Source organism: Streptomyces olivaceus (assembly GCF_000721235.1).
Taxonomy (GTDB): domain Bacteria; phylum Actinomycetota; class Actinomycetes; order Streptomycetales; family Streptomycetaceae; genus Streptomyces; species Streptomyces olivaceus.
This window is the reverse complement of the sequence record NZ_JOFH01000064.1, coordinates 1-19,401: the sequence shown is the minus strand read 5'-3', so window position 1 is coordinate 19,401 and position 19,401 is coordinate 1. Positions and strand designations below refer to the sequence as shown.

Here is a 19,401-nt window from a genome sequence, read left to right as displayed (position 1 = left end):
GGCGTCGGTGCCGTCGGCGACCAGTTGCCACAGGTCCTCGGGTGAGCGCACGCCGCCGGGGTAGCGGCAGGCCATCCCCACGACCACCACCGGATCGTCGCCCGCCACGCGGACCGGGGTGACCTGCTCCACGCCACCGGTACCGGTGATCCTCTCGCCCAGGTACCGGGCCAGCGCGGTCGCCGTCGGATGCTCGAACACGACCGTGGTCGGCAGCCGGAGTCCGGTCGCCGCGCCGATCCTGTTGCGCAGCTCGACGGTGGTGAGGGAGTCCAGGCCCTGTTCCCGGAGGGCCCGGTCCGGTACCAGCAGGCCGGGCTCGCCGAGGCCGAGCACACCGGCCACCTCGGCGAGGACGAGCTCCAGCAGGGCGGCGTCCCGCTCGGCCGGGGACAGCCCGGTCAGCCGGCGGGTCAGCGCGGCGGCTCCTCCGACCTGGTGGGGTTGCGCGGACGTACCGCCCGTACGGGGCAGCAGCCGCCGGAAGACGGCGGGGACCCCGTCGTGCTCCGCCCGCAGCGCGGCCAGGTCCAGCCTGGCGGGCAGCACCGTCGGCCGGCCGGCGGCCAGCGCTGCGTCGAACAGCGCGAGAGCCTCGTCGGTGTCCATCGCGGCGACGCCGCCGCGCCGCAGCCGGGCCCGGTCGGACTCGGTGAGATGACCGGTCATACCGCTCGCCTCGGCCCACAGGCCCCAGGCGAGCGAGACGGCGGGGAGCCCCGCCGCACGCCGGTGTTCGGCCAGGGAGTCCAGGAACGCGTTGGCCGCCGCGTAGTTGGCCTGCCCCGGGCCACCGACCGTGGCGATCACCGAGGAGAACAGGACGAACGCGGTGAGCGGCAGGCCGCGGGTGAGATCGTGCAGGTTCCAGGCCGCGTCCGCCTTCGGACGCAGCACCGCCGACACCCGCTCCGGGGTGAGCGCGGTGACCGTCCCGTCGTCGAGGACACCCGCCAGATGCACCACGGCGCGCAGCGGACGGTCTGCCGGTACGGCCTCGACCACCTCCGCCAGAGCCGCCCGGTCGGCCGCGTCGGCGGCGGCGAACGCGACCTCCGCGCCCAGCTCCCGCAGACCGGCCGCGAGTTCGGCGGCCCCGTCCGCGCCCTCGCCGCGGCGGCTGACCAGCAGCAGCCGCCGCGCCCCGTGCGCGGTCACCAGGTGCCGGGCGACCAGGCCGCCGAGGCGACCGGTGCCGCCGGTGATCAGCACGGTGCCGTCGAGCGCCGGGACCTCCGCGTCGGGCTCCGCCCCGGACACCGGAGCCAGCCGGGGCACGAGGGCCTCTCCCGCGCGGACGGCCAGCTGGGGCTCACCGCTCGCGGCGACGGCCGCGAGCGCCCGTGCGGAGGCCGCTTCGCCGTCCAGGTCGAGCAGGACGAACCGCCCGGGGTGCTCGGTCTGTGCCGTCCGGACCAGCCCCCACACGGCCGCGGCGCCGGGAGACGGAACGTCGCGGGTGCCGTCGACCGTCGCCGCATCCCGTGTGACGACGACCAGGCGTGCCGCGTCCAGGCGCTCCTCGCCGAGCGCCAGCCACTCCTGCACCAGAGTGAGCGCCCGCGCCGCCGTCGCGTGCGCCGCCGCGTCGGGGGCGGCACCGTCCGCGGCGGCGGCCGGACTCGCGAGGACCAGGCCGGGTACGGGAGCGCCGTCCGCGACCGCCTCCCGCAGCGTGGCGAGATCCGGATACGGGTCGGCGCCCAGCTCGGCGGCGCGAGCGGCGTCGTCCAGCACGGCCCAGCGGACGGCCTCCGGAACGGCGGGCGGCAGCGGCTCCCACACGACGCCGTAGAGGTTGCGGACGCTGCGGACCGCGCCGAGCCGGTCGACGGCCGTCGCACGCAGCGCCAGGACACCCGACGCCACGACCGAGGAGTCCGCGTCGTCGGTCACGACGACCTCCACGGTGTCGTTCCCGGCCGGAGTCAGGCGCACCCGTACCGTCTCCGCGCCGCCCGGCGCCGCGGAGCGGCCGGTCCAGGCCGTCGCGGAGGAGCCGGCCGCCGAGTAGCCGGTCCAGGAGAACGGCAGGAGCATCCCGTCCTCGTCCTCGCGGAGCAGTCCGACCGCCGCCAGCGGATGCAGCGAGGCGTCGAGGAGCGCCGGATGCGGGGCGCCCCGGCCGGCCTCGGCCCGCAGCTCCGCCGGCAGCCCGACCTCGGCGAACAAGGCGTCGCCGAGCCGCCAGGCCGCCCGGACGTTCCGGAACGCCGGCCCGTACTCGTAGCCGTGCTCCCGGAGTCCGTCGTACAGGCCGGCCACGTCGAGCTCCGTCGCGCCGCGCGGAGGCCACACCCCGGACACGGGCGCGGCGCCGGCGCCCGGTGTCACGGCGGAGACGAAGCCGGTGGCGTGGCGTGTCCACTCGCCGTCGCCGACCCGGGAGAACAGCCTGGCCCGCCTGCGCAGCGCTTCGTCGACGGCGCCCACGACGACCTGGATCTCGACGTCGTCGTCCTCCGGCACCGGCAGCGGGACCTCCAGCGTCAGCTCGTCGACGGTGCCGCAGCCCAGCTCTTCACCGGCCCGCGCGACCATGTCCAGGAGCGCGGTGCCGGACATGAGCACGACTCCCCGGACGCGGTGGTCGGCCAGCCACGGACGCGCCGAACGGGACAGCTTGCCGGTGAACAGGTGCCCGTCGCCGTCGGCGAGTTCCGTCGCCGTACGCAGGAAGGCGTGCCCGATCGCGTTCGCGCCGTCGGCCCTCGGCTCGATCCAGTACCGCTGCCGCCGGAACGCGTAGGTCGGCAGGTCCACGTGCCGCGCCGGCCGGCCCTCGAATACGGCGTGCCAGTCCACGTCGATCCCGTGCACGTGGGCGAGGCCGAGGGACGCGCCGAACCGGGCCCAGCCGCCGTCGTCCCGGCGCAGCGACCCGACCACGACGGCGTCCTCGGCACCCGCCGCCTCCAGCGTCTGCTCGACCGTCCCGGTCAGCACCGGGTGCGGGCTGACCTCGACGAACGTGCCGAACCCCGAGTCCGCCAGGGCACGGACGGCCGGCCCGAACGCCACCCGGTGCCGCAGGTTCCGGAACCAGTACCCGCCGTCCACGCGGAACGGCTCCTGCCCGACGCCCTCGACGGTGGAGCGGAAGTCGAGTCGCGGCGTACGGGGCGTGACGGACGCGAGCTTGCGCGTCAGCTCCTCCTCCAGCACGTCCATGTGCGGGCAGTGGGAGGCGTAGTCCACGGGGACCCGGCGGGCCCACAGGCCGTCGGCCTCGCAGCGCGCCAGCAGTTCGTCCAGCGCGTCCACGTCACCGCCGACGACGGTCGAGGACGGGCCGTTCACCGCGGAGATCCACAGCCTGCCCTCCCACGGGCGGATCAGCTCCGTCACCGTGTCCTCGGAGCCGGACACCGTCACCATGCCGCCGGTGTCCGCCAGCGCCAGCAGCGCCGTGCTGCGCAGCGCCACCACGCGGGCGGCGTCCGCGAGCGTGAGGGCCCCCGACACGTAGGCGGCGGCGATCTCCCCCTGCGAGTGCCCGACCACCGCGTCGGGCTCCACCCCCACCGAACGCCACAGCGCCGCCAGACCCGCGACCACGGTGAACGTCGTGCACTGCACCACGTCGGACCGGTCGAGCCCGGGAGCGTCGGCGCCCCCGAGCAGGGCGTCGCGCACGGACCACTCCAGATGCGGCTGGAGCGCGTCCGCGCAGGCGAGCACCTCGTCCCGGAACACCCGCGAGGACCGCATCAGCTCGGCGGCCATACCGGCCCACTGCGCTCCCTGCCCCGGGAAGACGAACACGACCTTTCCGCGGTCCCGTGCCGAGCCGACCGTGACGCCGGGCGCGGACTCCCCGGCCGCGAGCGCGGCCAGGCCGGTGCGGAGCGCCGCCCGGTCGGCGCCGGTGACGACCGCGCGACGGGTGAACGCCGAGCGGGTGGTCGACAGCGCGCGGCCGATGTCGGCGGCAGCGGTGCCCGGTTCGCCGTCGACGAGCCGGAGCAACTGCGCCGCCTGGTCCCGCAGCCCCTGATCGTGGGGGGCCGACAACAGCCACGGCACCGTCACCCCGCCGTCCCCGCCGTCCCCGTCGTCCACCGCCTCGTCGTCGGGGGCCTGTTCGAGAACCAGGTGCGCGTTGGTACCGCTGATGCCGAACGACGACACGGCCGCCCGCCGCACCGCGGTGCCGGGCCAGGGCCGCGCCTCCGTCAGCAGCCGGACCCCGCCCGCCGACCAGTCGACATGCCGGGTCGGGGCGTCCACGTGCAGCGTGCGCGGCAGCGTGCGGTGCCGCAGCGCCATCACCATCTTGATCAGGCCGCCGACCCCGGCTGCCGCCTGCGCGTGGCCGATGTTCGACTTCAGCGAGCCCAGCCACAGCGGAGCGTCCTCGGGGCGGTCCTGTCCGTAGGCCGCGATCAGGGCCTGCGCCTCGATCGGGTCGCCGAGCCGGGTGCCCGTGCCGTGCGCCTCGACCACGTCCACGTCGGACGGCTCCAGACCGCCGCCGGCCAGTGCCTGCCGGATCACCCGCACCTGCGACGGCCCGTTCGGCGCGGTCAGCCCGTTGCTGGCGCCGTCGGAGTTGATCGCGGATCCCCGGATCAGGGCGAGCACCCGGTGGCCGTTGCGGCGCGCGTCCGAGAGCCGTTCGAGTACGACCATGCCGGCGCCCTCCGACCAGCCGGTGCCGTCCGCCGCGTCGGCGAACGCCTTGCACCTGCCGTCCGGGGACAGCCCCTGCTGGCGGCTGAACTCCACGAAGATGCCGGGCGCGGCCATCACGTTCACGCCGCCCGCCACGGCGAGCGGGCACTCCCCGCCGCGCAGCGCCTGCATGGCGAGATGCAACGCCACCAGCGACGAGGAGCAGGCGGTGTCCACGGTGAACGCCGGGCCCTGCAGCCCCAGCGTGTAGGCGATCCGGCCCGAGGCGACGCCGGCGGTCGTACCGGTGAGCAGGAAACCGTCCAGCTCGTCGCCGCCCTCGGTGAGGCGCGGCCCGTACTCCTGCGACATCGCCCCGACGAACACTCCCGTCCGGCCGCCGCGCAGCGACGACGGAGCGATCCCCGCACGCTCCAGCGCCTCCCAGGAGACCTCGAGGAGCAGCCGCTGCTGCGGATCCATCGCCTGCGCCTCACGCGGGCTGATGCCGAAGAACGCCGGGTCGAACATGTCGGCGTCCAGCACGAACCCGCCGCGTCGCACCGCCGAGGTGCCCGACCGCCCGGGACCCGGTGCGAAGAGGGCGTCCAGGTCCCACCCCCGGTTGCCGGGGAAGTCCGAGATCGCGTCCGTCCCGGACTCCACCAGCCGCCACAACTGCTCGGGGGACCGCACGCCCCCCGGGAAACGGCATGCCATGCCCACGACGGCGATCGGGTCGTCCGCGCCGCCGGCAACCGTCGGTGCCGCTGCCTCCGAGGGCGCGTCGGCGGCCGTGGTGAGCCGGTCGCGCAGGTGCTCGGCGAGGACGGCCGGTGTGGGATGGTCGAACAGCAGGGAGGCCGGCAGATCGAGCCCGGTCGAGGCGGCCAGCCGGTCCCTCAGCTCCACCGCGAGAAGCGAGTCGAAGCCGAGCTGCTTGAACGACCGCGCCGTGTCGAGGTTCGCGTCGTCGTGTTCGAGGACGGCGGCGGCGCGGCTGCGCACCAGAGCCAGCAGCGTCCGCCCGAGCTCGGGCTCCGGCAGCGCGGCCAGCCGCTCCGCCGCCGACCCCGGCACCGGCTCCGCCGCGGGACGCCCGGGTACGGGAACGTCACCGTGCCGGCCGTGCTGTTCGGGCCCGGACGGAAGCCAGTGGCGACCGCGCTGGAAGCGGTACGTCGGCAGGGGCACCCGGTGCGGTCGCCCGCCCTCGAAGAGCGAGGCCCAGTCGACCGCCCCGCCGTGCACGTACCGCCGGCCCATCGAGCGGACGAACGCCGGCCAGCCGGGGGTGTCCCGCCGGAGGGTGCCGACCGCGACCGCGCCGCTCCCGGCGGCGTCGGCGGTGTGGCGGATCGGGGTGGTCAGAACGGGATGGGGGCCGGCCTCGACGAAGTGCGTGTGGCCGGTGTCCAGCAGCCCGGTGACAGCGGTGTGGAACTCCACGGGGTTGCGGAGGTTGTCGTACCAGTACGCGGCGTCGAACGCGGGACTGGTGCCGGGGCGGGCGGTGGAGTGGAAGGGGATGTCCGGCACACCGGGGGCTATGTCGGCGACGGCCTCCAGGAACCGCTCGCGCAGCGGCTCGATGTGGGCGGAGTGCGAGGCGTACCCGATCGGCACGGGGCGGGCGTCTACTTCCTGCTCCCGGTAGTGCGCCAGGAGACGGTGGACGGAGTCCAGGTCGCCGGAGACCACCGTGCCGCGGGGGGAGTTGATCCCGGCGATGCCCAGGCCCGGATGGGCGGTCAGGTCGTCGGCGACCCGCTCGGGGGAGAGCGGGACGGCCGCCATCCCTCCGGTGCCGGCGATGGTGGCCGCGACGAGCCCGCGGTGGGCGACGACCTTCGCGGCGTCGTCGAGGGAGAGGGCTCCGGCGATGTGCGCGGCGGCGATCTCGCCCTGGGAGTGCCCGACGACGGCATCGGGGGTGACGCCGTGGTGCTGCCACAACCGGGCCAGGGAGACGGTGACGGCGAAGATGGCGGGCTGGACCACGTCGACGCGGTCGAGGTCGGGCGCGTCCGGCTCGCCGCGCAGGACGTCGAGGAGCGACCAGCCGGTGTGCGGGCTCAGGGCCGCGTCGCAGGCCCGCAGGTGCCGGGCGAAGACGGGAGAGGTCTCCAGCAGGTCCAGCCCCATGCCGGGCCACTGGGTTCCGTGCCCGGGGAAGACGAACACCGTCTTGCCGGGCTCGCCGGTGCGTCCGGTGACCAGACCCGCCGCGTCCTCACCGGCCGCCGCCGCGGTCAGCCCGAGGAGCAGGCGCTCCCGGCCGTCGCCGAGGACGACGGCGCGGTGCTCGAAGGCCGACCGGGTGGTGAGCAGCGACCAGCCGACGTCGGCCGGGTCGAGATCCGCCCGGTCCTCCACGGTGGACCGCAGGGCGTCGGCCTGGGCGCGCAGCGCAGCCTCGTCCGCCGCGGAGAGTACCCACGGCACCACCGGCACGGAGCCGGCCGCCGCCTCCGGGGGAGGCACGGTGTCCGCCGCGACGGTGTCCGGTACGGCGGCCGGGAGGTCGGAGACCACCACGTGGCAGTTGGTGCCGCCCATCCCGAACGAGTTGACGCCCGCCACCAGCGGCGCGTCCGGCTTCGGCCACGGGCCGAACTCCGTGCGCACCTCGATGTTGAGCGCACCGGGGTCGATCTCCGGGTGGGGCGTCGTGTAGTTCAGGCTCGCCGGGATCCCGCGGTGCCGCACGCAGAGTGCGGCCTTGATGAGACCGACGATCCCGGCAGCGCCCTCGAGGTGCCCGACGTTGGTCTTGGCGGAGCCGACGTGCACGGGCCCGCCCGAGCGGGCCGCGCCGACCGAGGCTCCGACGGACGCCGCTTCGACGGGGTCGCCCACCCTGGTGCCGGTCCCGTGCAGCTCCACGTACTGGACGTCACCCGGCTCCAGACGCGCCCTGGCGTGCGCCAGCCGGATCACGTCCCGCTGCGCCTCGGCGCTCGGCACGGTGAGGGCGTCGGTGGCGCCGTCGTTGTTCACCGCGGTCCCGCGGACGACGCAGTACACCTGGTCGCCGTCGGCCAGGGCGCGGGACAGCGGCTTCAGGACGACGAATCCACCGCCCTCACCGCGGACGTAGCCGTTCGCACGGGCGTCGAAGGTGTGGCAGCGCCCGTCGGGAGAGAGCCCTCCGAACCGCTCGGTCTCCAGCGCCGCACCGGTCGCCAGGTTCAGGTTGACGCCGCCGGCCAGCGCTGTGCCGGACTCGCCGGACGCGATGCTCTCGCAGGCCAGGTGCACGGCCACCAGCGCCGACGACTGCGCCGTGTCCACGGTGAGACTCGGGCCGCGCAGCCCCAGGGTGTAGGAGACGCGGTTGGCGATGATGCCCCTGCGGGTCCCGGTCAACGAGTGCTGGGTGCTCGCCCCGGGACCGCGCCGGTGCAGCAGGGACGCGTAGTCGTCGCCGATGGCCCCGACGAAGACGCCGGTCCGGCCGCCCGCCAGGGTCGCGGGGACGATCATCGCGTCTTCCAGAGCCTCCCAGGCCAGCTCCAGCATCAGCCGCTGCTGCGGGTCCATGGCGGCGGCCTCGCGCGGGGAGATGCCGAAGAACGCCGGGTCGAAGCCCGCAACGTCGTCGAGGAACCCGCCGTGCCGGAGTCCGGCCGTCCGCGCCGTACCGGTCCAGCGGTCGGCGGGGGTCTCGGTGGTGGCGGACCGGCCGTCGCGGAGCAGCCGCCAGAAGGCCGCCGGGTCCGGCGCCTGGGGCAGCCGGCAGGACAACCCGACCACGGCGATCGGTTCGCTCGGCATCGGGCGAACGCCCTCCGACTCACTGAAATCCGTCATGGCGTCCTGACAGCCTTCCTCGCACACACCTGGGATTCTGAAAGGGCATGGAAAACCGAGCGACCGACCCTGCTCGTCGTCGCCCCCGGGCCGCTCGGTGGAGGCCGGTCAGTCCTCCATGAAAAGGGTGGCCTCGGCGATCGTCGTGTTCTCGTCGGGTCGTTCCACGAATTTGAGGGTGCGGGTCCCGGTCTTACCGGCATAACGGCCGCTGACACCGATCACGGGGAACTCGTTGACGGCGAACTCACCCCCGGCCGGATTCTCCTGACGGACCGTCCCGGTCCAGCTGATGACACCGTCCGCGAACTTCTCGGTGGCCGTCATCAGCTGCATGAGACTGCCGTCCTCCGGGTTCCCGAACACCACGGCCATGCCCTCCGAGGTGGCCACCAGACCGCCGTCGGAGTCGTACAGCTCCTCGGTGAACGTGACGTGGTGGCCGACGCCGGGGCGGGTCTCCCGGTGCACTGTCGTGTGGCAGACTTCCCGGAGATTCTCCAGGTACATGAAGTTCCCTTCCCGATCGCAGAAAACTGGCGGGAGAACGCCTGCCAGAATCATCTACGGCGGCCCTTAATTGAGCCTAGGGCTGAGCTGGTGTCCCATTGATCCGGTCCGTACGGGCCCGCCGTCCGATCACGTCACATGGACCTGCGGGACGTAACGGATCCAGCGGCCGCCGGACTGCTGGAATTCCTGCTCCTTGGCCATGATTTCCTCGGCGTGATTCCAGGCGAACAGCAGCGCGTAGTCCGGGTACGGGTCGGAGAACGCCGCCGCGGACCTGACCGGGATGTGCCGGCCCGGGGTCAGCCGGTTCTGCTTGTCCGGTGTCGTGTCGCACACGAACGACACCAGTTCGGGGCCGATGCCGCAGAAGTTCGTCACCGTCGCACTCTTGGCGGTGGCGCCGTAGCCGACTACGCGGTGTCCCTCCGCGCGCAGCCGCTCCAGCAACGCCACGAGATCCTCGCGGATCTTCCGTACGTTCGCCGCGAACGCCCGCAGCGTCGCGAGGCCGGTGAGCTTCTGGTCGCGCTCCTCGGCGAACAGCCGCGCGACGGCCGGCGTCGGAGTGCGCACGCCCTTGCGGGCGAGCGTGTAGCGGACCTCTCCGCCGTGCACCGGCAGCCGCTCCACGTCCACCAGCTCGAAGCCGAACCGGTCGGCCATCGCCTGCACCGAACCGGCCGAGAACAGATAGAAGTGCTCGTCGTAGATCTGGTCGAAGGAGGTCTTGGTGACGATGTCACCGAGGTAGGGGTCCTCGAAGACGAACACGCCGTTCGGGCCGAGGAGCGCGTCGGCTCCCCGCAGGACCGAGTCCAAGTACGGGATGTGGCACATGGTGTTGGCGGTGTAGATGACATCCGCCGGCCCCTCGGCGGCGCGCACCTCCCTGGCCGTCGCCTCTTCGAAGAAGTCGGTGCGCACCCGCACGCCCTTCGAGCGCGCCACCCCCGCCACTCCCGCCGAGGGCTCGAATCCCAGGTGCCGGACACCCGCCTCCTGGATCGTGCCCAGCATGATCCCGTCGTTGCAGCCCATCTCCACGATGAAGGGGTCCGCCCCGGTCAGTTCGGTGGCGAGGAACGACTGGGCGACCCCGGCGAAGTGCTCGCGCATGACCGAGGAGCCCGACGAGTGGTACGGGTAGTCGGCGTGGAACATCAGGTGCCGCGGCACCTCTTCGGCCAGCTGCACCATCGTGCACGCGCGGCACTGGACGACGGCCAGCCGGTAGAAGAACTCCTCGCCGGTCTCGTCCGGCTCCAGGAACCGGTCGGACAGCGGCTGCCGGCCCAGATCGAGGAACTCCTCGACGACGCCGCCGCAGATCCGGCAGGCCCCCGGGGAAGGCGCGTCGGTTACCCGAGTCATGATCGAACTCCTTCTTGGTTCCGATTGCTCAACGGCGGGCCGCAGACCCGGCCGCGGGACGGACGGGGCGACGTCACACCTCGGCCAGGACCTCGTGCAGCGCGTCGATCACCCTGTCCTGGCGGTCCCGGGACAGCGACGGGTACATGGGCAGCGAGAAGATCTCGCCCGCGAGCCGCTCGGTGACCGGCAACGACCCTTCGCCGTACCCGAGGTCCGCGAAGCCGCTCATGGTGTGGACCGGCCACGGGTAGCTGATGTTCAGTGAGATGTCGTACCGCTTGAGCCGCTCGATGATCTCGTCGCGGCGGGGATGGCGCACCACGTACACGTAGTAGACGTGCTCGTTCCCCTCCGCCACCGACGGCAGGGTGAGCCCGCCGGGGCCGGTGAGGTCTGCGAGGCCTTCCTCGTACCGGTTCGCCACCCTGCGCCGGCCCGCGATGTAGGAGTCGAGGCGGCGCAGCTTGTGGCGCAGGATCTCGGCCTGCACCTCGTCGAGACGCGCGTTGTGCCCCGGGGACCGGACGACGTAGTAGACCTTCTCCATGCCGTAGTACCGCAGCTGCCGCAGATTGCTGTCGATCCCGGGGTCGTCGGTGATGACGGCGCCGCCGTCGCCGTAGGCCCCGAGCACCTTCGTCGGATAGAACGAGAACGCCGCCGCGTTCCCCGTCGTGCCGGCCGTTCTGCCGTTCTGCCGGGCGCCGTGCGCCTGCGCGCAGTCCTCCAGGACGGCCAGACCGCGCTCGTCGGCCAGCCGCCGCAGGGGGGCCATGTCGACGCACTGCCCGTACAGGTGCACCGGCAGCAGCGCCTTCGTGCGCGGCGTGACCGCGTCCGCGACCTGGCCGGTGTCCATCAGGTAGTCGTCCTCGCGCACATCCACGAAGACCGGCGTCGCCCCCGTGCCGGCGATCGCGACGACGGTCGGGGCCGCGGTGTTCGACACCGTGATCACCTCGTCGCCGGGGCCGATGCCGAGCGCCTGCAGCCCCAGCTTGACGGCGTTGGTGCCGTTGTCGACGCCGACGCAGTGCCCCACACCGTGGTAGGCCGCGTACTCGGCCTCGAAGCCCTGCACGCTCTTGCCGAGAATCAGCTGCCCGGACTCGAAGACCGTCTCCACGGCCGCCAGCAGGTCCGCCCTTTCCTGCTCGTACTCCGGCAGGTAATCCCATACACGAGTCGTCATTTCCCTCACCGTGACATTGGCGTACGCCGAGATGGATCCGCTGAATTCCCGCTGCTCGAGGAGCGGGCCGCCCAGGTGCTCATGTAGTTGTTGTCCCGCTCGATCCCCAGCGCCTGCGCGCTCAGGAAGTCCACGCCGTCCACGTAGGCGTACGGCTGCATGAACCCGCCCGCCCGGATGTCGCGATAGAGCCGGGACAGCGGATGGGCCCCCGTGAAGGACGCGCCGCCGACCAGGGTCAGGCAGTCGTTGACGATGGCCGGGGCCATCTGGTTGACCGTCAGCTTGGCGCGCTGGAAGTGCCGCATCATCTGCCGGCCACGCTCGTCGAGGTCCCCCGACAGATCGGCGTTGAGCGCGTCGACCACGGTCAACGCGGTGCCGAGGGTGGAGCGCACCATGTAGAGGCGGGCGTCCAGCTCCGCCACCAGGGTCCGCGCCGCGGCCTGCGGGGCGGCGGACCGACGTGCGAGCGCCCCCACCGCCAGGTCGTAGGCGGCCTGCGCGACACCGACGTACAGGCCCAGCATCGAGACGGAACTGACCGTCTGACCGGCGAGGACCTTGTCGTTGCGAGCCCCGACGACGTCCCGGACCATGACGTCCTCGGCCGGCACGGGACAGTTGTCGAAGACGATGTCCATCGTGCCCGACGCGCGCATCCCGAGGCCGTCCCAGTCGTTCAGGACGGTGAACCCGGGGGTGTCGCTCCTGACGACGGGAGACACCAGTCTCGGTGGTTCGTCCGTCCCGTCCGTGCGCGCGTTGATGAAGAAGTGGGTGCCGATGGGCGCCATGGACACCAGCGTCTTGCGGCCGGACAGCAGCCACCCGCCCGATCCGTCCGGCGTCAGTGTCGTCACCGCGGAGTGGTGGTCCTTGATGCCGGAGCACATGACGGCGTCGCCCGCGACCATCATCCGCATCATCCGCTCGGCCAGCGTGCGGGCGTTCGCAGCACCGTGCCGCCACTCGTAGCCGAGGGTGAGTCCCCGGCTGAACTGCAGGTGCAGCGCCAGCGCCGTCGAGGCGTCGGCCTGCGCCACGTACTGGAGCGCGACCCCCACGTCGAACAGCCGGTCCACTCCCAGTCCGCCCAGTTCGGCGGGCACCGTCGCGCCCATCAGACCCTCCTTGCGGAAGGCGTCGAAGGTCTCGGTGGGGAACCTGGCCGCGCGGTCGTTCTCCGCCGCGGTGGCCCGGATGCGCGGCAGGTGTTCGGCGATCCGCTCGAGCAGGACCCGGCCGGCGTCGGTGACCGGTGCGTCGAACTCCGTCGCCGGGCCCGGTGGGGTGGTGCCTGAGGACAATACGTGCTCCGTCATGACTTGCTCCGTACTCTCTCCATCGGCGGTCATCGGCGGTCGGCGGCGTGCTCTGGGCCGTGTTCGGAGGTGTCCGCGGTCAGGCCGTCACTCCGGTGGGGGAGTGGGGTCCGGTGTGCCGCTGGGGCGCCGTCCGGCGGAGCGGTCCCCACCAGGCCTCGTTCTCCACGTACCAGCGGACCGTGTCGGCGAGTCCGTCCGCCAGGTCGACGCGCGGTGTGTAGCCCAGCTCGTTCTTGATCTTCGTCCAGTCCACCGAATACCGCTGGTCGTGGCCCGGACGGTCGGGAACGTGCCGCACCGAGGACCAGTCCGAGCCCGTCTCCTTCAGCAGCTGCGCCGTGAGGTCGCGGTTGGTGAGCTCCGTCCCCCCGCCGATGTTGTAGACGTCACCCGGGCGGCCGCCCTCCACCACCAGCTGGATGGCGCGGCAGTGATCGTCCACGTGGAGCCAGTCGCGCACGTTGCTGCCGTCCCCGTACAGCGGGAGCTCCTCGCCCTCCAGCAGGTTCGTGATGAACAGCGGAATGATCTTCTCGGGGAACTGGTAGCGGCCGTAGTTGTTCGAGCACCGCGTGACGCACACCGGGAGTCCGTAGGTCCGGAAGTAGGAGCGCGCGACGAGGTCCGCGCTCGCCTTGGACGCCGAGTACGGCGAGTTCGGTTCGAGCGGGTGGTCCTCGGTCCAGGAACCGGCGTCGATCGAGCCGTAGACCTCGTCGGTCGACACCTGCACGACCCGCCGCACGCCCGCGTCCAGGCAGGCGTTCAGTACGGTGTGGGTGCCCTGCACGTTGGTGTGCATGAAATCGGCCGGGCCGGTGATCGAGCGGTCCACGTGGGACTCCGCGGCGAAGTGCACCACGACGTCCACGCCCGGCAGCACGTCGGCCAGCAGGTCCGCGTCGCAGACGTCTCCGACCACCAGCTCGAACCGCCGGTCGGCGGAGACCGGAGCCAGGTTCTCCTCGTTGCCCGCGTAGGTCAGCTTGTCGAGGACGACGACGGAGGCGTCGGCGAATTCCGGGTACGCGCCCGAGAGGATCTGCCGCACGTAGTGCGAACCGATGAACCCGGCGCCTCCGGTGACGGCCACACGGTTACTGCGCGACATAAGTCAACCTGCCCCAGTCGGTGTTGCTGGAAATCTCCATCACGTACCGGCCGTATCCTGAGTTCTTGTGCTTCTTCCCGAGCGAGTAGCATGCCGCGGCGTCGATGTAGCCCATGCGGAGCGCTATCTCCTCCAGGCAGGCGATCCGGCCGCCGGCGCTCTGCTGCTCCCGCACGAAACGCGCCGCGTCGAGCAGGCCGTCGTAGGTGCCGGCGTCGAGCCACGTGCTGCCCGGCCCGAGCGAGTGGAGCCGCGCCCTGCCCTGCGCCAGATAGACCCGGTTCACATCGGTGATCTCGAGTTCCCCGCGCGCCGACGGCGTGATGCGATGCGCTGTCTCCACGACGTCGTTGGAGTAGACGTACAGACCCGTCGCGATCTCCGAACCGCGCGGCCGGGACGGTTTCTCCTCGATCCCGAGCACGCTTCCGTCGGGAGCCTTCTCCACCACGCCGTAGGGCCGGGGGTCGGCGACCGTGTGGCCGAACAGGGTGCAGCCGTCGACGTCCTTCATGCTGCGCGCCAGGACGTCCGGCAGCTCCGGGGAGTGGAAGATGTTGTCGCCCAGGATCAGGGACACCGGGTCGGAGCCGACGAACTCGGCCCCCACCCGGAAGGCGTCGGCGATACCGGCGGCCAGCGGCTGCTCCGCGTAGGAGATCCGCAGGCCGAGCTCCGCGCCGTCACCGAGCACCTTCCGGAAGAGTGGCAGATCCGTCGGCGTCGAAATGACGAGGAAGTCCCGCACACCGCCCAGCATGAGAGTCGACAGCGGGTAGTAGATCATGGGCTTGTCGTACACCGGGAGCAATTGCTTGGAGAGGGCGGAGGTCAGCGGATAGAGGCGCGTTCCCGTTCCTCCGGCCAGAATGATTCCCTTCACGGGTGGCACCTCTGTCGTCATGGGCTGAGTGGCGGGCTGTAATCGCTGACAACGCGTGACTGCCTGGGTGTGTCACCGCCCCCGTCCGAACTCGCCGCGGGCGAGCACCGCGCGGTGCTCGGGCCGTCGGCCAGTGCGTCCGGCCGCGAACATCGCATCAACCCCCTCACCACCCGCCGAGACCTGTCCGCCGGACGACTCGGGATGATGCTCACTGCCAGTTGAAATACCTCAACAGTTACGATCACCCTAATGACGCGACACAAAAGGCTTCTTAAGAGGCTCTAAGAGCAGCCTGGAACGAGCCTTGCCCAGACCTTGGGTGATGTCGCGCCCCGTGCTTCGTCGCTGGTCACCTCTGTCGGCGCGCGAAAAACCGCCCCCCTCCAGACCGACTGGAGGAGGACGGTTCGTCGCGGAAAGAGGCGCCGCCGGGGTCAGGGAAAGTGGATGTCGCGCGAGTTCGCCCGGACGGCGTCCACCAGGGACGCCTGCTTCACCGAGTTACGCGACCAGTCCTCGGGGTGCTCTCCGCCGAGAACGGCCTGGGCGAACGCACGGATGCTCTTGGCGAACTGGTCCTCCGGGGGCAGTACGAACTGCTCGGCGTGGTCCTGCTGTTCGACATGGACGACCGGCTGGTAGGTCGCCGGGGGAGTGAAGACGCGGTTCAGCCAGAGGCGGCCGGTGCTGCCTCTGAACTCGTAGCTGTTGGTGTAGGAGTGCTCCATGCCGAACGTGAGCTGAGCGGTCACCCCCTGACCGGTGGTCATGAGCGCGGTGCCGCCGACCACGACGTCGTGGGACCGCTCGTGGCGGAGGACGGCGCCCGCGACATCGAGGTCCATGCCGAGGAAGAAGCCGGCTGCGCGAATCGGGTACACACCGATGTCCAGCAGTGCGCCGCCGCCGACGTCGGCCTGGTACCGGATGTCACCCTGCGGCTTGGGCGGGATCGTGAAGCTGGCGGCGAACGACCGGAGTTCGCCGATGACGCCGTCCGCGAGCATGGCCGCGACCCGCTCGTGCTGAGAATGGTGGAGGAACATGAAGTTCTCCATCAGCAGCAGTTCCCGTTCCGCGGCGAGCGCGAACAGCCGCTCGGCCTGGTCCCGGTCGGTGGTGAGCGGCTTCTCCGCGAGGACGTGCTTGCCCGCGCGCAGCGCCCGGTCGATCCACTCGGCGTGCAGCACGGCCGGCAGCGGGACGTACACGGCGTCGATGTCGTCACGTTCCAGCAGAGCGGCGTAGCCCTCCACGGGCTCGCCGCCGAACCGGTCGGTGAAGCGCTGCGCCCGGTCCCATCCCCGGCTGGCGATCGCCGCCACTTCGGTGAGCGGTTCGGCCTCCAGCGCGGGCAGTGCGCGCCGCCATGCGATGTCGGCACATCCGATCACTCCGACTCGAACCGGGGTGAGGCTTCTCGAACGCTCCATCAGAACTCCCTGCACAAGATTGCGGTAGTGACTCGCCGACGGCGCGCGACGTGGCGTTCCGGCCACGCGCGCGGGAGGACGCGCCGCCTCAGACGGGATGCGGTTCGGCGGACGCCAACGCCTGTTCGTAGGTGGGGAGCAGGCCGCGCTCGACCGCCTCGGCGAGGGTGGGGGCTGCCGCGTCCTTGTCCGACGTGATCGGCGGGCCGTCCAGTTCCCAGGGGATTCCGATCGCGGGATCGAGCGCCTGGACGTCGATCATCGTGCCCGGAACGTACTCCGCGCCGCAGAGGTAGTTCATGCACGTGTCGTCGGTCAGGGCGAGGAACGCGTGGCCGATGCCGTCGGCGAGGTAGACGCCGACTCCGGCTGACGCCTCCTGCAGGGTCACGTCGTACCGGCCGAACGTCGGCGAGCCGACCCTGAGGTCGACCGCCACGTCCATGGCCGCCCCTCGCACGCAGGTGACCAGCTTCGTCTGGCCGGGCGGAATCGTGGTGCCGTGAATTCCGCGAAGCGTGTTCTTCCTGGAGACCGAGTAGTTCACCTGCCGGATCTCGAAACGGTGGCCGGCCTGCCGGAGGAGTTCGCTGAACTGCCACGCCTCGTAGAAGTGGCCTCGCCGGTCCGGTAGGTGACTCGTGCTGATTCGGTACGCCCCGGGGATGGACGTTTCCGATACCTCAATACCGGGCACGGTGTCTTCCTTCTTCAGCAGGTAGGAATGGCGGCTGCGGGGATGGGCAGGAATCAACCGAGCGCCGAACGGAACGACGGCGGGGTCATGAGGTGACGGTGTCGACGGTCAGGTGGCGGTGATGCGTCTTGCCGCCGTTGACCGTACGCGTGAAATGGAGCTCGTCCAGCCGGTCGTTCAGGATGAACTCCTGTGTTTCCTGCAGGAAACGACACGGCTCCAGACCCAACTCCTCGCGCATGATCTTGCGCGCGGTCTGGTAGACCCTCAATGCGTCCGCCCGGCGCCCGGACCGGCTGAGCGCCTCCATGAGCAGGGCGTAGAAATCCTCCCGCAGCGGGTACTCGACGGTGAGCGAGTAGAGGATGCGGATGGCTTCCCGGGCCTGGTCCGACGCCAGCAGCGAGCGGGCCAGGAGTTCCACGCACTCGACGCGCAGTTCCTCGGCCCCGTTGGCGAATTCCTGGATGATCGGTCCCTCGAAGGACGACGCGTGCACGGGTTCGCGCCACAGCGCCAGCGCCTGCGCCAGGCTCTCGGCCGCCCCGGCGTGGTTGCTCATGCCCATCTGCAGCCGGCCCTTCTCCGAGAGGGCCGTGAACAGGTCGAGGTCGAGTTCGTCGAGTCCCAAGTCCAGGACGTAGCCGGGGGAACGGGTGGTGATGCAGTCCTTGGTGAGGGAGGACTTGTTGAGGATCTTCCGGAGCTGCGACACGTAGACGTGCAGCGAAGCCCCCGCCCGCACGGGCGGGGCCGCGCCCCACAGCTCCTGCGTCAGCTGGTCGAGCGAGACGACCTGGCCCTTGCGGACCAGCAGCGTCCTCAACAGGACTTCCATCTTGTACGTTCCGACCGAGGACGTCTCGTCGGCGACCGAGATGCGAACAGGGCCCAGAAGCTCGTACCTCAATCCGTGGCCTCCAGAGTCAGGGCGATGCCATAGCTGCCCGCGGGGACGGCAAGGGTGCTGGTGGCCCTGCCGAGGTGCCGGGCGGCGACCGCCGTGCGTCCGGCATCGCCGACCAGGGAGAGTTCCGTGGCGCTGTGGGCGCCGACCTGCGCCGCGTTCGAAGCGGGTACGGCGAGTGCGACTGCAACTCGGCCGGAGGTCGGGCTGACTGGGTGGACACGTTTGGCAATGCCGCCGAGAGCGGCGCGCTTGATCCTCACTTCTGTTTCCCCCGTTAGAATCCAAAACCCACTGTTGTTCGGGCGGGCCTGTGAGGCGCAGTCCGGAATTACAACGTAGCCGCGTGGGAACTCCCGATTCCAGGGCCACGTTGTGATCCTGACAAGCGCTGTCGGCGAGTCTCGCGGCTGAGGTGAGGCTGCCGCAAGGGCGCTTTCCGGCCATGGACCCGGTCGCGGCCCGAGAAGTGGTGCACGGGCTTCCACCTGCTCCGGATACTCGAAGCGGTGCCGGAGTGAGCGTCCGGACACGGGAACGATCACCGGCCGATCCTCCGGACGTCTGATCCCGAAAAGCATCGTCTGAGTCTTCGTGCCTGGCAGTGCGCCCTGTACATCGTCGCGGGCGATCACCTTTCCGGGGGTGGCACCGGTCTGGTGCGTCAGATGATCAGAGCGTTCACCGATGCGCCCGTGTCCGCCCGGGCCGGCGTTCCCCCGCAGCGCCGCATACCGCGGCCGCGACCCGAGTTCACCGCTCCCCGGCTGAAACTGAGCGGTCCCCGATGGCTGACGCGCGCATTACTCAGTTTACAGAGCTGGAAATGTTGAAAGTCGCTCATAAATGAAAGCGACACGTCGCTTCAGCAGACCTGAAATACCCTGTGAGTTGCCAGGGCCTGCTCATTGCGGGCGGCGCTTGCCGGAGCTGTTTGTGGTGGCGGTCGGGCCGCCGTACCCGCGCGCTGTGTCCGGTCGCCCGTCACGAGGTGCCGTCGCCGCTCCACACGGAGACGTCGAGGTAGGTGCTGTCGGAGGTGACGAGGCCGTCGGTGAACGTCCAGATCGAGCACCAGTACGTGCGGCGGGTGGCGCCGGACGCGGTGTCGGTGAAGGTACAGGTGCCTTCGGCAGTGACGGTGTCGTCACCGGTGTGCAGGAGGCGGCTGATCGCGGCCCGGCGGTCGGGCGCGATACCGAGGATCCGGGATTCGACCCGGTGGAACTTGTCGCGGTCGGTGAGCGCGAGGACGCCGTTGACACTGATCCGGAGGTCCTGCGGGTAGCACTGGTCGATCATGGCGTGCACGTCGGTGTTGTAGAGGTCGGTGAGGCGTTCCGCCATGGCTTCGTTGGCCTGCTGGGACATCGATGTCTCCCTCGTCGGTCACGTGTCGGCGCGAGAGGCCGCGGGAGTGACGAGCGGTCGTCACTAAGAAGTCATCTCATTTGGTGAGTCTGCGGTAGCAGATGAGGGTGCAGGCGATGCTGGTGAACGCGAGGAAGTGGTCGGCCTTGCGTTCGTAGCGTC

General features: G+C 71.2%; 12 protein-coding genes. All 12 read right to left on the bottom strand.

Features of this window, described 5'->3' with window-relative positions; translation table 11 throughout:
- Positions 1 to 8,427 (bottom strand): type I polyketide synthase (locus IG94_RS0136925; RefSeq protein ID WP_043485679.1); only part of this gene is annotated, 8,427 nt, incomplete at its 3' end.
- A gap of 108 nt (positions 8,428 to 8,535) precedes the next feature.
- The gene (locus tag IG94_RS0136920; RefSeq protein WP_031048088.1) at positions 8,536 to 8,937 is read right to left on the bottom strand and encodes an allene oxide cyclase barrel-like domain-containing protein; all 402 of its coding nucleotides are present in this window, start codon (positions 8,935 to 8,937) and stop codon (positions 8,536 to 8,538) included.
- A gap of 129 nt (positions 8,938 to 9,066) precedes the next feature.
- A complete protein-coding gene (locus IG94_RS0136915) occupies positions 9,067 to 10,311 on the bottom strand; it encodes a class I SAM-dependent methyltransferase (RefSeq protein WP_043485675.1) in 1,245 nt (414 codons plus the stop codon).
- A 73-nt stretch (positions 10,312 to 10,384) separates the two neighbouring features.
- Positions 10,385 to 11,506 carry a DegT/DnrJ/EryC1/StrS family aminotransferase gene (locus tag IG94_RS0136910; RefSeq protein WP_031048082.1) on the bottom strand — a complete coding sequence of 374 codons (1,122 nt, stop codon included), beginning with the start codon at positions 11,504 to 11,506 and terminating at the stop codon, positions 10,385 to 10,387.
- Positions 11,507 to 11,511: 5 nt separating this feature from the next.
- A complete protein-coding gene (locus tag IG94_RS0136905) occupies positions 11,512 to 12,831 on the bottom strand; it encodes an acyl-CoA dehydrogenase family protein (protein ID WP_052411047.1) in 1,320 nt (439 codons plus the stop codon).
- Positions 12,832 to 12,910: 79 nt separating this feature from the next.
- A complete protein-coding gene (gene rfbB, locus IG94_RS0136900; RefSeq protein ID WP_051160035.1) occupies positions 12,911 to 13,945 on the bottom strand; it encodes a dTDP-glucose 4,6-dehydratase in 1,035 nt (344 codons plus the stop codon).
- Positions 13,932 to 14,828, bottom strand: a complete 897-nt coding sequence (gene rfbA / locus IG94_RS0136895; RefSeq protein WP_031048072.1) for a glucose-1-phosphate thymidylyltransferase RfbA — start codon at positions 14,826 to 14,828, stop codon at positions 13,932 to 13,934. The genes rfbB and rfbA overlap by 14 nt, the downstream gene beginning before the upstream one ends.
- A 437-nt stretch (positions 14,829 to 15,265) precedes the next feature.
- Complete coding sequence (locus IG94_RS0136890; protein WP_031048068.1) at positions 15,266 to 16,264, bottom strand: Gfo/Idh/MocA family protein; 999 nt, start codon at positions 16,262 to 16,264, stop codon at positions 15,266 to 15,268.
- Positions 16,265 to 16,352: 88 nt separating this feature from the next.
- Positions 16,353 to 16,961, bottom strand: coding sequence for a dTDP-4-dehydrorhamnose 3,5-epimerase family protein (locus IG94_RS0136885; protein WP_372457647.1), 609 nt, complete (start codon positions 16,959 to 16,961; stop codon positions 16,353 to 16,355).
- Positions 16,962 to 17,046: 85 nt separating this feature from the next.
- A complete protein-coding gene (locus tag IG94_RS0136880; RefSeq protein WP_051160034.1) occupies positions 17,047 to 17,871 on the bottom strand; it encodes an AfsR/SARP family transcriptional regulator in 825 nt (274 codons plus the stop codon).
- Positions 17,868 to 18,131, bottom strand: coding sequence for a hypothetical protein (locus IG94_RS0136875; RefSeq protein ID WP_031048059.1), 264 nt, complete (start codon positions 18,129 to 18,131; stop codon positions 17,868 to 17,870). The genes IG94_RS0136880 and IG94_RS0136875 overlap by 4 nt, the downstream gene beginning before the upstream one ends.
- 721 nt (positions 18,132 to 18,852) lie before the next feature.
- Positions 18,853 to 19,239, bottom strand: coding sequence for a nuclear transport factor 2 family protein (locus tag IG94_RS0136870; protein WP_031048057.1), 387 nt, complete (start codon positions 19,237 to 19,239; stop codon positions 18,853 to 18,855).
- Positions 19,240 to 19,401: the final 162 nt, after the last annotated feature.